This is a genomic window from Streptococcus rifensis (genome assembly GCF_053203525.1).
In genome coordinates, this window is record NZ_JBRUCW010000002.1 from 59915 (window position 1) to 74397 (window position 14483).

Annotated in this window: 12 protein-coding genes and 1 other RNA gene; 2 read left to right on the plus strand and 11 right to left on the minus strand. The window is 42.8% G+C overall.

Annotation, left to right across the window (positions count from 1 at the left end):
• Positions 1 to 4: 4 nt before the first annotated feature.
• From ACVRYP_RS01490 to ssrA, 3 genes are all read right to left on the minus strand, one after another.
• Positions 5 to 1150 carry a cysteine desulfurase family protein gene (locus ACVRYP_RS01490; protein ID WP_447467006.1) on the minus strand — a complete coding sequence of 382 codons (1146 nt, stop codon included), beginning with the start codon at positions 1148 to 1150 and terminating at the stop codon, positions 5 to 7.
• Between the two features lie 104 nt (positions 1151 to 1254).
• A complete protein-coding gene (locus ACVRYP_RS01495; protein ID WP_447467007.1) occupies positions 1255 to 3732 on the minus strand; it encodes a bifunctional DnaQ family exonuclease/ATP-dependent helicase in 2478 nt (825 codons plus the stop codon).
• A gap of 144 nt (positions 3733 to 3876) precedes the next feature.
• Positions 3877 to 4223: a transfer-messenger RNA gene (gene ssrA / locus ACVRYP_RS01500) on the minus strand.
• Positions 4224 to 4296: 73 nt separating this feature from the next.
• Here ssrA and ACVRYP_RS01505 point away from each other — a divergent pair.
• Entirely contained in the window at positions 4297 to 4890 is a 594-nt protein-coding gene (locus tag ACVRYP_RS01505; RefSeq protein WP_447467008.1) for a TVP38/TMEM64 family protein, read from the plus strand.
• Between the two features lie 67 nt (positions 4891 to 4957).
• On the opposite strand, the gene ACVRYP_RS01510 is transcribed toward ACVRYP_RS01505, so the two are convergent.
• The 3 genes from ACVRYP_RS01510 to uvrC all read right to left on the minus strand — a co-directional run bounded on the left by ACVRYP_RS01510 (position 4958) and on the right by uvrC (position 9525).
• Entirely contained in the window at positions 4958 to 6721 is a 1764-nt protein-coding gene (locus ACVRYP_RS01510) for a CAP domain-containing protein (protein WP_447467009.1), read from the minus strand.
• A gap of 405 nt (positions 6722 to 7126) precedes the next feature.
• A complete protein-coding gene (gene tpx / locus ACVRYP_RS01515; protein ID WP_447467010.1) occupies positions 7127 to 7624 on the minus strand; it encodes a thiol peroxidase in 498 nt (165 codons plus the stop codon).
• Positions 7625 to 7710: 86 nt separating this feature from the next.
• A complete protein-coding gene (uvrC, locus tag ACVRYP_RS01520) occupies positions 7711 to 9525 on the minus strand; it encodes an excinuclease ABC subunit UvrC (RefSeq protein ID WP_447467140.1) in 1815 nt (604 codons plus the stop codon).
• Positions 9526 to 9729: 204 nt separating this feature from the next.
• Here uvrC and ACVRYP_RS01525 point away from each other — a divergent pair, with 204 nt between their 5' ends.
• Positions 9730 to 9894 carry a hypothetical protein gene (locus ACVRYP_RS01525; protein WP_447467011.1) on the plus strand — a complete coding sequence of 55 codons (165 nt, stop codon included), beginning with the start codon at positions 9730 to 9732 and terminating at the stop codon, positions 9892 to 9894.
• Between the two features lie 45 nt (positions 9895 to 9939).
• Here ACVRYP_RS01525 and ACVRYP_RS01530 read toward each other — a convergent pair whose 3' ends face one another.
• From ACVRYP_RS01530 to ACVRYP_RS01550, 5 genes are all read right to left on the minus strand, one after another.
• Positions 9940 to 10626 carry a YjjG family noncanonical pyrimidine nucleotidase gene (locus tag ACVRYP_RS01530; RefSeq protein WP_447467012.1) on the minus strand — a complete coding sequence of 229 codons (687 nt, stop codon included), beginning with the start codon at positions 10624 to 10626 and terminating at the stop codon, positions 9940 to 9942.
• A gap of 172 nt (positions 10627 to 10798) precedes the next feature.
• Positions 10799 to 10990 (minus strand): hypothetical protein, encoded by a 192-nt coding sequence (locus ACVRYP_RS01535; protein WP_447467013.1) that lies wholly within the window; start codon positions 10988 to 10990, stop codon positions 10799 to 10801.
• The gene (locus ACVRYP_RS01540; RefSeq protein WP_447467014.1) at positions 10987 to 11991 is read right to left on the minus strand and encodes a hypothetical protein; all 1005 of its coding nucleotides are present in this window, start codon (positions 11989 to 11991) and stop codon (positions 10987 to 10989) included. The genes ACVRYP_RS01535 and ACVRYP_RS01540 overlap by 4 nt, the downstream gene beginning before the upstream one ends.
• 199 nt (positions 11992 to 12190) lie before the next feature.
• Positions 12191 to 12970, minus strand: a complete 780-nt coding sequence (locus ACVRYP_RS01545) for a sulfite exporter TauE/SafE family protein (protein WP_447467015.1) — start codon at positions 12968 to 12970, stop codon at positions 12191 to 12193.
• Between the two features lie 33 nt (positions 12971 to 13003).
• Positions 13004 to 14464 carry a glycoside hydrolase family 1 protein gene (locus ACVRYP_RS01550; protein ID WP_447467016.1) on the minus strand — a complete coding sequence of 487 codons (1461 nt, stop codon included), beginning with the start codon at positions 14462 to 14464 and terminating at the stop codon, positions 13004 to 13006.
• Positions 14465 to 14483: the final 19 nt, after the last annotated feature.

Genomic DNA, 14483 nt, shown 5'->3' on the forward strand with positions numbered 1-14483 from the left:
TTTATTACTTCCTAATTTTTTCAGTTTGTTGGTAAATTTGCTTGAGAATGGTTAAGAATTGTTCCATCTGGCTCATATCCGTGTCATCTCCGAGACTGACACGGACAGCTGTCGTTGCGATCTTATTAGAGATTTTCATGGCCAAAAGAGTGCCAGCAGCATGCCCAGCTTTAGAGGAGCATGCACTGGTCGTTGAGAGGTAGATTGCATGATTTTCAAAAGCATGCACCACAACCTCCCCACGAACATTTTTCAAGCCAAAGGTGACGATATTGTCTGTAAAATTTTCGTGACCCGAAAATAGGGTTATGTCAGGATAGGTTTTCAATGCGTCGACCAGGACTTTTTTAAGTTTGGCTTGACGTGCTTGGACGACATCTGCTTGCTCTAGAGTCATCCTCAAGGCCTTTGCTGTGGCCGCAATACCTGCTACATTTTCAGTGGTTGAGCGTAGCTCTTTTTCTTGCCCACCTCCTGTTAATAAGGGGCTAATCTTTTTACCTGTTTTTTTGTAGATAAATCCGACACCTCTGACACCATGGAACTTGTGGCTGGAAAAGGTTGCAAAGTCGACACGGTCCGTCAAGTAAGACTCCGTAGAAACTTTCCCGACAGCCTGAACAGCATCCACATGAAAGGAAATGGTCGGTTTATCGGCAAGAACCTCAGAGATAGCCTGTATAGGCTGGATAGCTCCGATTTCATTGTTGACTGCCATAACAGAGACAAGAATGGTATCTGGTCTAATCAAGCTCTTTAGCGCATCCACATCCACAAATCCTTTCGTAGTCACTGGCGCTAAATCCACCTCAAAACCAAGTTCACGTAGCCAGAGGGCTGATTCTTTCACGGCTGGGTGTTCAATCGCTGAGACGATCAGATGTTTGCCGAAGGCCTGTTTTTCAAAAGCAACACCCTTTATGACCCAGTTATCCCCTTCTGTACCACCTGACGTAAACAGAATCTCCTCTGGCAATTGACCAAGTAAATCTGCTATTTGCTTGCGGGAAGCTTCTAAAATTCGTGTCGCCTGCGTCCCTAAATTGTGCAGAGAACTAGGATTTCCCCAAATTTTTTCGGACACTTCTTTATAGGTGTGAAGCACTTCTGGGTAAGGCTTTGTCGTAGCACTGTTGTCTAAATAAATCATTGCGTTTCCTTCTTCGTTTGGCAAATGCCGTATCCTGCTATTATACCATATTAAGGTCTAATTACGGCAAAGTTTGCATGAAAAAAGAGGTCACCCTCTCTCTCCTAGTGATTTTGAAACTGTTTTGAAAGAGCTGCCGGTAATTGCTGAACACTAACACTCTCCACTTCACAAACACTCTCCAGCATGTCCCTAAAGCTTTTGCCATATTTTCGGTTGAGAACCCGATTGTCTATAATGACAATGGCAGAGCTTTGTAGGGGGGATCTACTGCTGCGACCAATAGCCTGTTTCAATTTAAGAATGGTCTGAGGCAGGTGGTAATCCTCAAACGGCTTTCGACCAGTTGATCTGAGGTAGCGATTGATCTTTTGGACAAAGCGATCCTGTGGGTTATCAAAGGGCAGACGTGTAATCAGAACCAGTAGTTGCTTGTGATTAACAAAGTCAACTCCTTCCCAGAAAGCGCCAGATCCAAGTAAAATTGAGACCTCTCCCCGTTCAAACCGTTTTTTGATATTGGCGGCTGTCCCGTGAACATGTTGGGCTAGATGATTAACACCGGAATAACTAAGTAGTTGAGAAACCGCTAGCAGTGTTTGGTTGGCGTTAAAGAGAACCAGCATCGGCTGGCGCAGCCGCTCTAACCGTTTTATCTGGTTAGCGATTAAGTCAGCATAGGCTTCGAGGGACAGATCTTGAATTGGCGGAATATCTTTCAAGAGCCATACTTTTTGATTGGCCTGACGGACTTGAGGCAGATGGTCCTCCGTTACCTGCTCTGTTGAAAACCCCAAAAGTTGCGCTAAATTAACTCGCTTACTGATTTCAAGAGTCGCACTGATACAAAATAATTTGGTGGACTCAGGCAATAAGTCCCTAAAATAGAGGTAATTCAAACTTGCTGCATGCAATACACGTATGCGTTTGTCATCAGACACTTCCTGGGTCACCCAAAAATCATCAAACTGTGGGGCGATAACCTCAGCTAAACAGGGTAAAACCGTGACACCTAATTCTCTCAAATCTTGCCGTATTTGAGACACACTCACTTCAACAAGGGGTTCTTTCCCTGGTTTTCCGGCACTTTCTGCTAATTGCTCGATATGATAGGAAATGCTCTCAAGCAATCTTCTGGTTAACAGATCTGGGCTTTGCTGATAAAGAACCTCAACCTCGCTAATCAGACTAGCTAAACGAACTTGTCGTCGCGAGAAATTTTCTAATTGAGACGGCATTTTCTGGGCCTCATCAACGACTAAAATAGCATTTTCAACGAAGGCTTTGTCATCTACAATTCGAGTTAACAGGTATGAGTGATTAGTGACAATGACTTGACTGACCTTGGATCGCTCATAGCTTCGTTGCCAAAAATCAACATCACGAAACAGACTAAGCTCGCTAACCTTACCATCATGACGCAACTCATCAAAGTATGGCGTATAACCTTGTTTTTGCTTGATTTCATCAAGGTCTCCAGTTCTGGTCTCTGTTAACCAGACCAAGACTAGCATCTTATAACGGTTAACTAAGCGATTATCGTCATCCCGCTCCAAGGTTGTCCAAAAGTTATCTAGCTTAATGTAGTTGTCAAACCCCTTAAGGCTATGGCAATTGATATGAAACACTTCTCCCAATCGTCGCCCTTCGGTCTCCATAATTTGGTCCTGCAAGAGTTTGGTAGGGGTAGAGATAACCAATTTCTTTTTGGGATGTTTTGCTAAAATCGGTAAGAGGTACCCATAAGTTTTACCAATACCTGCTTGTCCTTGAATAAAATTAATCTTCTGGTCATCCAAATGCTGAGTGACTAGACTGGCAAAATCAGCTTGCTGGGGGCGCGCATCCAAGTCAAGCAAAGCCACATTATGTTCAAAATCCGGAGCCAGATGATAAGTTTCAGGATAAACCATCGTTTTTTTCAAGATTATATCCAGAACCTGTTCATATTCCTTAGAGATGTTTTCCTGAGCGTAGGGATGTAATTCTGTTAACACCAGACTGGACTCGTAGATGAAATGGTCCGCATATTGCATGATTTTAGTGAGCGTTACTTGCGGTAGACTCATAATTTTTTGCTGGAGTTTGAGGAAAAGCTGGGCCGTTGCCATAGCATCCGCAATAGCTGTGTGCGCATCGGTTAACTCTATCTCTAGTTCTTCTGTAATATAACTTAAATTGTACCGATCCAGAGTCGGAAAGAAGACCTGACTCAGCTCTACCGTGTCCACCCGTGGTGTCCGAAGTTCAAACCCTTCAAAAAAAAGGGCTTCTGCCAATAAATTAGCATCAAACTTAACATTGTGTGCGACAAAAACCGCATCCTCAATTAGCTCATAAATATCACGCGCCACCTGTCCAAAATCAGGTGCACTTGCTAGCTGAGCATCAGTAATTCCTGTTAACTGCTTAATATGAGGGGTTAAGGCCTCATGCGGGTTAACATCCGTTTCATAGGTCTCAAGAATCTGACCGTTTTGGACGATGACAATTCCGACCTGAATAATCTGCGCATCCGCTCCAGCTGAGGTCGCCTCTAAGTCAACTACGGCATATTTCTTGGTCTTGATTTCGTGCTTCATAGTGGTTTTATTATACCATAAATTGGCTATTGATTGGAGGAAGGAAATTTTTCATACTATATCCTTATTACGATAGAAGATGAGCGTATTTATCCTTAAAACAAAAACAGAAATACTCCAAATGAATACTTCTGTCTTACAATAAAATGGAGCCGGTGGGAGTCGAACCCACGTCCAAACATCTGCCAACATATTCGTCTACAACCATAGGCCCTGTATTGCTTTAACCAAGGCTCGACACAAGGCTCAAGCCCAACTTTGGCGAGTCTCTGGATCTCGTAACTTGAGGCGAGACAAACTCAAGCTACCAGCTTACTATTTTAAGACCTCAGGCTGCCGTAAGCAAACGGCCCTTGGTCACGCCCGCAGGTTATTAAGCTGCTAAAGCGTAAGTGTTTGTATTTTTTGCAGTTATATTTAACTGAGCGTTAACGTCGCCACACGAGTTGCAGAACATGCCTCATAATGCCTGTCGAATCCGTAACGACCCCAAATTGAGATACTTCATTATACCAAATAAGGTTTCAAATCACAAAAAATTACTTTGCATGGTATAATCATAGTATGTATAGATTCTGGCAAAAAACCTTTAAAGTTTTAGGCATCATCGCCTTAATCGCTTCCTTTATCGTTGTGATTATTCTTTATAAAAATGGCATCCTCAACGATCAAAATGCCATGAAAGATTGGGCAATGCGGTATCCGCTGATTGCCCCATTTGCTTTTTTCTTAATTCAAGTCATTCAGGTGGTTTTTCCCATTATTCCAGGTGGCGTAACCACTGTTGTTGGTTTTCTTATTTTTAAACCAATCCTCGCTTTTTTGATTAATTCAGGTGGTATCATCCTTGGTTCCCTCATTCTTTTTCATTTGGCTCGGATTTATGGAAAAAAATTTTGCCTTCTCTTTATGTCTGAGGAAACCTTTTACAAATACGAGCAAAAAATCGATAACAAGCGAGGATTTGAGATTTTCTTTATCCTATGTATGATTTCGCCGATGGCTCCTGCCGATATCATGGTCATGATCACAGGCTTAACCAGCATGTCCTATCGCAGATTTTTTATGATTATCCTGCTGTGCCGCCCGGTCTCCATTGTTGTTTATAGTTTTTTATTAATTAATGGTGGCGAACTCCTTCAACGGTTCCTCCTTTAAAAGAAATCAAAATTCCCCTGCTCCCATTTATTGGAAGCAGGGGTTCTTTTTTGAAGACTAACTGTCTTTAAGAACCAGTCGCATAAGTAATTTCATAAGTTCCATCGAGGCTCGTTCCTGTTTCATCTATCGACTGGGTTTGCCGTGCAAGGCCAAGCGTCACTTGTCCATATAGAAAATCAGGGTGACTGATGCTTGCAAAACCATAGGACGTGTAAGCTGGGTCAAGCAAGGTATGGAGATGGCCATTAGCACTGTTTGCATAACCATTAGCGCTATTTAACGCACCCACTTCACCATAAGCAAAACCATTTGCATCGGTCAAAGCAGACTGACTATCGAGCCCCCACTGTATAATTTCACTGTTGAAACTCTGGCCACTTAGTAGGTCTCTGGCTGTGAAGATACTTTCCCCATTAGCTCGCAAATGAGCAATTTGGCGATGTGTTCCAGTTTCTACAGCTCTTTGAATGGCGATACGTTCCAGAGAATTATCCCATGTAAAGAGTGTAGCATACTGCTCTGCCGAGGTAATCCCTAGTGTTGCAAGGTAGCTTCTTAGGTCTGTTCCGTTAAATTTCGGATTAACATTTTGGTACATATCTCGTCTCAGATTTGCTAATTGCGTCATGGCTTGGGTTTTTACAGACGATTGATTGAGGACGACCTGTATGCTGGCTGTTTGACCAACAGTGTCTCCTAAGGAGACATGTAACTGTGCGGTCTCTATCGTATCCCCTGAAGCATTTGTTACAAGATCAGTACTGTTTTCATTGGAAGAATCAGTCGTTTCAGAAATAGAGGACTCGTCGCCATCTGTTTCCACTAGGGTATCTCCGACCTCTTCAGTAGTCTCTGATTCAGGAGTTGCAATACCCTCAGTAACAATGGTTTGCTCATCGTTCCTTGGATCATTTTGGTCTTCAGATTGAGAACTACTTGTCTCTGAGATAACATCGACTGCCTGAGTTATCTCAAACTCTGTCATTTCAGAGATCTCTTGTGGTTCTTGAAGGGGTGTTTGTTCTTGAAGGGCTTTGTCTAGATGAGTATCTTCATTTGCCTGATAGTCAGCTTTTGTTTCTGATTCACTTACTGTTTGGCCAACTATCCCCAATCTAACATCATCTGCTTCTCCATACTGTTCAAAAGAATTTTTTTCTAAAAGGTCATTGAGTGGTATTTGAAAAGCAGGTTTTTCTATAATAGTAGCTTGCGATTGCTTAGGTTTTCCAATGATGTATCCTTTAAATCGATACCCTTTAATAGCAATTCGATGATCAGGTAATTTGCTACCAATCGTAAGGTAGTGTGTGTGACTGTAATGAGAGAGAATCTGGACTGTTATGGCAGAAACAGACTGAGCTGAAAAGACTGTCAAAACACCAATCGTCCCCACCATTAGTAGGAAACGTACCCCTTTTGTTTTCTTGTGAAATCCAAGAAGAAAGAGACTGCCAAGTAGTATAAAACCTAGGCAGATAAAGAGAAAATTGTCTTCGCCAGCAGTAACAGGTAGTGTTTTAGACGGTTCTTGACCGTGACTTGTCGCTCCGATTGCTTGGTAGACGACATAATAGACACTATCTTCTTGAACGGTTTCAGGTACACTTGTAACCATTTGAGCGTATTCTTCCGTCGTTAATTCAGCTTCCGTAACATAGTGATAAGTCACTTCAGCTACTGGGCTTTCTCCTAGAACACTTGCTGTCCCACTGAGTCCACTCGCTATTCCAATAATGGTCATAAGGGTAAACTTATTGACAAACGATAGAAATCTGTTTTGTTTATGGTGCCTTGCTTTTAGCTTATTATTTTTGCTTTTTAACATTTTTTCTCCTTCACCAGTGTTATGATGGAGACATTGTAACACGCGAAAGGAGACAATGCTTTTACAAGCTAAAAACAATCTCAAGTCAACATGTCACCAGATAGCTTTTTCAATACCCTATCTTAACACGCATGCAATCTAAACTGATTATTCCATTTAAATGAGAGACTTGTTACAGGGTTAGCACAAGAGTTTCAAAATTTTGTAACACTTTTTGAGACGACAAAGACAAAATCCACTAATATCCGAATGGCTATGTATAAAAAGGGATCTTAATCATGCAAAAACCAGAGTTACGGATAACTCTGGTCCATGTGCCATAATGACTGAAATCTTATAAGAGCTTCTCAAATTGCTCAAGCATTGTTCAAAAATCACTAATTCTGAAGCTTAAAATTCAGTTTCCTAATTGATCGCTTTTACTGCCTCAATGGCTGGCTCATAATCAGGCTCCGAATTGACATTGTCAAGGTACTCGACATAGGTCACTTTATTGTCTTTGTCAAGAACAAGGACCGCACGCGCCAAAAGATGCCATTCTTCCATAAGCACACCATAGGCTTTTCCGAAGCGATTATCATAGTAATCAGATAGCAAAATAGCATTATCTAGCCCTTCTGCCGCACACCACTTGTCTTGAGCAAACGGCAAGTCAGCAGAAACAGTAATGACGACGGTGTCTTCAAGTTCTGACAAAGCTTCGTTAAATTTACGGGTTTGGGTAGAGCAGATACCAGTGTCCACTGATGGTACGATACTGATAACTTTTTTCTTGCCGTCAAAATCCGATAGGGATTTCGTCGATAAATCCGTTGCCATCAAGCTAAACTCAGGCGCTATGTCTCCCACTTGTAATTGCTTAGCTGTATCGACTGTAACTGGTTTTCCAATAAATGTAGGCATAAGTTGTCTCCTTTACAGGCTTTTTGGGGTAAGTCTGATATGAAACCCTTTTCTTTTATTGTAATGAAATTAGGCGACAAAACCAATTATTTTGATTGAAACTTTTCACCATGACCAGCCTTTTCTTTGTCCTTCCCCAACTTCTCCTTAACCCGTTCAGCCACTTGGTAGGGCACTCCTGCTTCTGCAATTTCTTGCACACTGGCTTGGCCGATTTTGGTAATGGATTTGAAATGCTTGAGGAGGTTTTGTTTCCGCTTGGGCCCGAGGCCCTCGATGTCATCCAGTTTTGACGAGAAGGTGTTTTTGCTGCGCACCTGCCTGTGGAAGGTAATGGCAAAGCGGTGGACCTCATCCTGAATGCGCTGGAGCAAGAAGAATTCCTGAGAATTCCGCTTGAGCTCAATGACCTCTAAAGGTTCCCCAAAGAGTAGTTCATGGGTCTGGTGGCGGTCATTTTTTTGCAGACCGGCAACTGGAATGTGGTCCATACCAATAGCTTTTAAACTTTCTTTAGCCGCATTGACCTGGCCTAAGCCACCATCAATGATGATGAGATCCGGATCTTCCAGTCCCTCACGCTTCACTCTGCTGTAACGGCGCTCAATCACTTCTCGCATACTGGCGTAGTCATCAGGCCCCTGGACAGTCTTGATCTTGTACTTGCGGTAATCATTCTTGCTGGATTTACCATCGATGAAGACAACCATGGCGGAGACAGGACTGGTTCCCATGATGTTAGAGTTATCAAAGGCTTCAATGCGACGAAGTTTATCAAGCCCTAAAGCTTGGCCGAGACCTTCAATAGCGCCTTGGTTTTTGACCACATCTTTTTCCAAGAGGTCAAATTTTTGCTGTAAACTGACCTTGGCATTCTTGATGGCCAACTGGACCAGTTGTTTCTTCTCCCCCTTTTGGGGCTGAATCACCTTGGCTGAAACCAAGGCTTGGGCTGACTCTGCCTCAATAGTATGGGGCAGCAGGACTTCCTTTGGCATGAGGTGCTGACTATCTTGATAAAATTGCCCTAAAAAGGTCAAGAAATCATCCTCTGCCTCTCCATAATATGGAAACAGTTGGCTATTACGCTCGATGAGCTTGCCTTGGCGGACAAAGAAAACCTGAACAGACATCCAGCCCTTATCGACGGCATAGCCAAAGACATCGCGGTCCTGCATGTCATGGGCTATGACCCGTTGCTTGGTTCTCAGGCTCGAAATCCCTTCGAGCATGTCTCGGTACTCGGCTGCTCTCTCGAACTCCCAATTCTCCGAAGCCTTAGCCATCTTGGCCTTAATCTCATGAACAATCTTATCGTCCTGCCCATTCAAAAACTGACCAACCTCCTTGGTCATCTGTGCATAATCTTCACGGGTTGGCATCTTGTCCCCATGCGCTAAACACTGTCCGAGATGGTAATAGAGGCAGTATTTATTCTCAGGAAGTTTGCACTTGCGAAAAGGGTAAAGACGGTTGAGAAGTTTTTGAATCTGATTGGCCACATATGCATCAGGATAAGGGCCAAAATAGGTCCCTGACCCTTTTTTCACCTGGCGGCTGATGATGATGCGAGGGTGACGCTCATTGGTAATCTTAATAAAGGGATAAGACTTGTTGTCCTTGAGAAGAATGTTGTACTTGGGCTTGTTTTCCTGGATGAGGTTGATCTCAAGCAGCAAGGCCTCGATATTTGAGGTCGTGACGATAAACTCAAAATCCTCAATCTCAGACACTAAAAGCTCTGTCTTAGTATCGTGACTGCCTCTGAAATAAGACCTCACGCGATTGCGGAGGTTTTTGGCCTTACCCACATAAATAATCTGACCATTTTTGTCTTTGTGGAGGTAGCAACCAGGGCTGGTCGGCAAGAGCTCCAACTTAGCTTGAATCGTTTTGCTCATGGGTTTATTATACCATAGCTGAGTAGACAAATGAAAAAAGAGGGAGTGGGAAAAAATCGGTAACCGAATAGGTTCCATTTCCCCTCCCTTTTTCATTTTTTAGGTTAGGGCTGAGAAGGTCTATCCCCAGACCTTCTCACTCCCACCCCCGCATAGCTCAAACAGTCATAAAGTGACTGTTTGAGGTTGGAAATAGGGGAAACGGTGTTTCCCTCTTTTGTTTGGGCTATAAAAGCTGATGAAATCGCCGAATTAGAGCCTACTCAGCAGTGGCTCATTGGTGCTAAAGCACCTAATGACCTATGCAGGGGTAACACTAAAACTGGTAAAGCCAGTGAGTGTCACTCCCAACCACTGCGTCTTGTTTAACTGATAATAAAAAATTAGGAGGATAGGATTTTTGTCCCACTCCCTTTAATCTAGTATAGTCAGCAACTGCTCCAGATCCGTAACCGTGTAATCAGGCAGCCATTGGCTGGTGTTTTCGAGATGCTTAAAATTGACCCAGATCGTAGTTATTCCTGCTTCAATGCCACCAGGAATATCAGCTGTCAGGCTGTCTCCAATCATGACTGCTTGATCTGGTTGGAACCCGCCTATCTGCTCTGCTATTTTTTCAAAATAAGCCGCTGAGGGCTTGGCAGTGCCCATCTCTTCAGAGATAAAGAGGGCGTCAAAGCGGTTAAGCAGACCCGACTGGGCTAAGCGTCCACGTTGGATGCCACTGATGCCATTGGTCGCTGCGTAGAGCTTGTAATCACGATCTTTTAGGGTATCGAGGAGCTCATAGACGCCTGGATAAGTCTGACCTTGCTGGGACAGAAAGTCTTGGTACCGATCAGCTAGATAGACACCGTCAAGCTCTCGTCCAATATGGGCAAAGGCCTTAGCAAAGCGGGTAGAAACCAATTCTTTCTTCGTGAGTTCTCCTCGCTCCAAGGCCCGCCACATATCTTGATTCATGGGAATATAGTAAGCTTTCAGGGCTTGAATATCTTCAACCCCTTGCTCTGCAAAAAGAGAATCCAAAGCGGCATCTTCAGCCGCATCAAAATCAAGGAGCGTGTGGTCAAGGTCGAAGAGGAGAAATTTGTAACACACTTTTGAGATTTTCCTTTCAATTCATTACTATTCTGGGCGACTAAAGTTGCTCAAGAGTGGACGGCAATCCCTATTGGATCTCGCCTAAATATCTTACTAGCTATTCTAATGAAGAAATTTTGTATTCTATAGAATAACCTCGGTAGGGGTAAAGAGCAAAAAGCGGACATAATTATCTTTTATTTTTTCCACCAAAAAATACTGTTACAGCAATAGTGCCAACAGTTCCTAATACTTTTAATGTGCCCACTCCTAATTGTTTAGCAGTTTCAATTTTTTTATTCCTACATGATTCACAATTCTTGTATTTATAATTTGTCGGTAGGTTTCTTACACATTTTTTACACGTATTACTTTCCATCATATTGCTTCCTCGGTTTCTATTTCTTTTATAAGATTTGGTAATTTTAAAATGGTTGACTCAAGTTTTATGAGTTCTTCACTCCAATAATTGGTCGGTGATGGGTCGAGTAAGTCCAATCTCTCAACTAAACCAGGTGTAGTTAGATAGGTCTGGCTAAGAAACTCTCCAAAATACTCTAAGCTCTTTTGAGCTGCCTTCTCTTCTCCCAATTCAACATAAGCCATTGCAGCAGATAGTGATACAAGATTTACTGCTGATAAACCGTCTCTGATCTCATTAATCTTAGAATCGATATTCTCTTGTTTAGCTCCTTTAATCAACTTACCAAATATATCCTCAGGTTGTTCATATATAAAAGCAACATTAGATTTTTGACTAAGCATCAAGAGATTTCGACTATCTTCGGCATCAGATATCACTTGCAATAGCATTGACATTCTTAATTGCGGATTCACGATTTCTCTAGCCTGTATCAGTTTTTGCTGACAGCTATATGCAATCGCAAGCCTATCTGACTCTTGCCCTTTTCTAACATCCTCAATTGCAAGTTGTACGTTTTCAATCTGCTCCGCTATCTGTGCCATTTGAAGTTGATTAGCGTAATTGGCAGTCGCTTGAGTAATTTCTGGTGAAAGTTTTACAGACTTTAATGGTACAACAGCAACGATTTTCCCAGTCTCTGTATCCAATAAAGTTGCCATTAACGAACCATCTGTCTTGGTCATTAATTTTAAAGCACCTTTTGCAATAGCTCGTTTTTGATCATTAGATAGTACTGCTTGTAAAATCTCCTCAGGAATAGCTGCCTTTACCGCATTTATGAATGACGGTGCTGTATAAAGTAATTTTTCAAGCTTCGAAAAAATATCATTGGCATTTCTTAAGAGGGGTTTAGCAATATTAGGAAGTTTGTTCACAAGTTTTTTGGGTTTAGTCTGATATTCTTTAAAATCAATAATTTCATAATCTTCCGGCCCAAAATATAATATTTTATCATGCACTTATTAGAGTCTCCCTTTAAAATAATCGATATTCATATTATAGCATACTCCACATTCAAAACTGCTATTTCTCGAGATATTATTTTATGCAATTATTCACTAAAAAATAACTCTAATAACCATCCATGAACAGTTAGTTATAAATAAAATAGCCCTAACATAAAAACTCAACCATCAGAAATAGCTGAGTTCACTTTTTCTAAAAATTACTAACAATATTATAGAGGCATACCGTCAAAAGTCCTGTCATCAGGACTGCATAGATACGATTGGCCTGTTTGTCCGTACTTTTATGATTAATCACCGTTCCGATATGGCCACCTAGAATGGCGGCAATAACTATCAGGGGAACAAGGGCCCACCTGAAGTTCTCTGGAGGTGATACGGTGATCAGTTTTAGAACTTTGGGGATTTGGGCAAAGAAAATCATAGCGATGGAATAGGGAGCCGACTCTTTAGTCGTGTAAGACATCATTCCTACGAGGACGATGATGTTCAATGGCCCACCACCAATTCCCAAGAAAACAGACAGGGCCCCAACTAGCATTCCGACCACAACAATGGTCGGTAGGTATTTGAGCTGATATTTGCGGAATCTGTCTCGAAATTGGGTAAAGAGTAAAACAGATAAGAGCACGATAAAGAGTAGGATGGATTGCACCAAAGTAACCGTGTGATTTGGCACCGCTTGGGTCAAGCGCTTGAACACCATATCGCCCAGTATGCCACCAATAACAGAGCCGATGGACAAACCGTAGAGAATCTTCTTGTCAAACGTTACCCCGTTTTTGGCATGTTTGTAGATAGAGGACAGGCACATGGCAAAGACAGCGATCGTTGCATACATACCTATCACCGTGGCGTTATCAATGCCAATCAGGTCAAAGAGAGGCTTGATAATCGCCCCTCCTCCTGCTCCTGATGTCGCCCCAATGGCCGTTGCAAACAAAACGATAAGTGTGTAAAGTAAGATTTCCACATTAGCCTTCTTTCTAGATAGGTTCTCTCTCCATTAGGTGATGTTTTCACCATTGCTGGCAATAACTGCCTGATACCATTCAAAGGATTTTTTCTTATAGCGTTTGAAGGTTCCTTGCCCACAGTCATCCACATCCACATAGATAAAGCCATAACGTTTTTTCATCTCACCTGTTGACCAAGCGACCAAATCAATACAGCCCCACGGTGTGTAGCCCATCAGGTCAACCCCATCCAAATCCACGGCATCTTTCATGGCCTTAATATGGGTGTGCAGGTAATCGATCCGGTAATCATCCGTGACTGAGCCATCAGCCTCTAAGGTATCCATGGCACCCAGTCCATTTTCCACGATAAAAAGGGGCACATGGTAACGGTCATACATCTCCGAAAGGGCGATGCGCAAGCCCAGAGGGTCTAAGGTCCAACCCCATTCGGACACTTCTAGGTTAGGGTTCTTGTAGCTAAGGACATTGTTGCCTGGTGTCTTAGGCACACTGGTGTCCGTTGTGGACATGGTCGACATGTAGTAGCTAAAACCGATAAAATCAACCGTGCCATTAGCGAGACAGTCCAAATCCCCCTCTTCCATGGCAATTTGCACACCCTTACGTTCAAATTCTTTTAATTTGTAGGGTGGGTAATAACCCTTGACCTGAATGTCTAGGTAAAATTCCACTTGGCGTTTGTAGGCGATATTTTCTAAGACATCTTCTGGCTTCGCTGTCATGGCATAGCTCGGTGCATACATGACCATATTGCCAATCATGGCATCTGGTATGATCCGATGGCAGAGCTGCACCGCCTTGGCTGACGCAAGGAAAATATGGTGAAGGGCTTGAAACTTAGTCTGATCATCGTTTTGATGGATACCAATCTGCAACCAAGACCTCAAGACGTTGATTTCATTAAAGGTCATCCAATACTTGACCTTGTCCTTGTAACGCTTAAATACTGTTTCACAGTAATGGGTAAAAAAGCCAATGACCTCACGACTGGACCAGCCATCATAGTGGTCTGCCAAGTAAAGAGGAGTATCAAAGTGACACAAGGTAACAACTGGCTCAATCCCGTATTTCAGACATTCGTCAAATACCGCATCATAGAAGGCGAGGCCAGCTTCATTAGGCTCCGTCTCGTTACCATTTGGGAAGATACGCGTCCAAGCAATGGACATGCGGTAAGCCTTAAAGCCCATCTCCGCAAAAAGTTTGATGTCTTCCTTATAATGGTCATAGAAGTTTATCCCTGTGTGAGAAGGATAGAAAACATCCGGAGCAATATGACCAACAGCCCCTTCTGGAACGGCAGCCAAACGCTCTGCATGCTTAACCTCGCCTTCCAAGGTTTTAAAGGTAATCTGACGCGGTCTATCTTTATCCCCAACCGTCAGGGTATCCATGGTCGTCAAGCCACGACCGTCTCGGTCATAAGCGCCTTCAATCTGGTTAGCAGCTGTTGCTCCGCCCCAGAGAAAATCTGTTTTAAATCCCATTGCAAACTCCTTTTTCAAA

What these genes read in the sequence shown, in the direction of transcription:
- ACVRYP_RS01510 (WP_447467009.1), bottom strand. Translation starts at nt 6,721, where the DNA reads ATGTTAAAAAGCAAAAATAATAAGCTAAAAGCAAGGCACCATAAACAA.
- tpx (WP_447467010.1), bottom strand. Translation starts at nt 7,624, where the DNA reads ATGCCTACATTTATTGGAAAACCAGTTACAGTCGATACAGCTAAGCAA.
- ACVRYP_RS01535 (WP_447467013.1), bottom strand. Translation starts at nt 10,990, where the DNA reads ATGATGGAAAGTAATACGTGTAAAAAATGTGTAAGAAACCTACCGACA.
- ACVRYP_RS01490 (WP_447467006.1), bottom strand. Translation starts at nt 1,150, where the DNA reads ATGATTTATTTAGACAACAGTGCTACGACAAAGCCTTACCCAGAAGTG.
- ACVRYP_RS01505 (WP_447467008.1), top strand. Translation starts at nt 4,297, where the DNA reads ATGTATAGATTCTGGCAAAAAACCTTTAAAGTTTTAGGCATCATCGCC.
- uvrC (WP_447467140.1), bottom strand. Translation starts at nt 9,525, where the DNA reads ATGAGCAAAACGATTCAAGCTAAGTTGGAGCTCTTGCCGACCAGCCCT.
- ACVRYP_RS01550 (WP_447467016.1), bottom strand. Translation starts at nt 14,464, where the DNA reads ATGGGATTTAAAACAGATTTTCTCTGGGGCGGAGCAACAGCTGCTAAC.
- ACVRYP_RS01495 (WP_447467007.1), bottom strand. Translation starts at nt 3,732, where the DNA reads ATGAAGCACGAAATCAAGACCAAGAAATATGCCGTAGTTGACTTAGAG.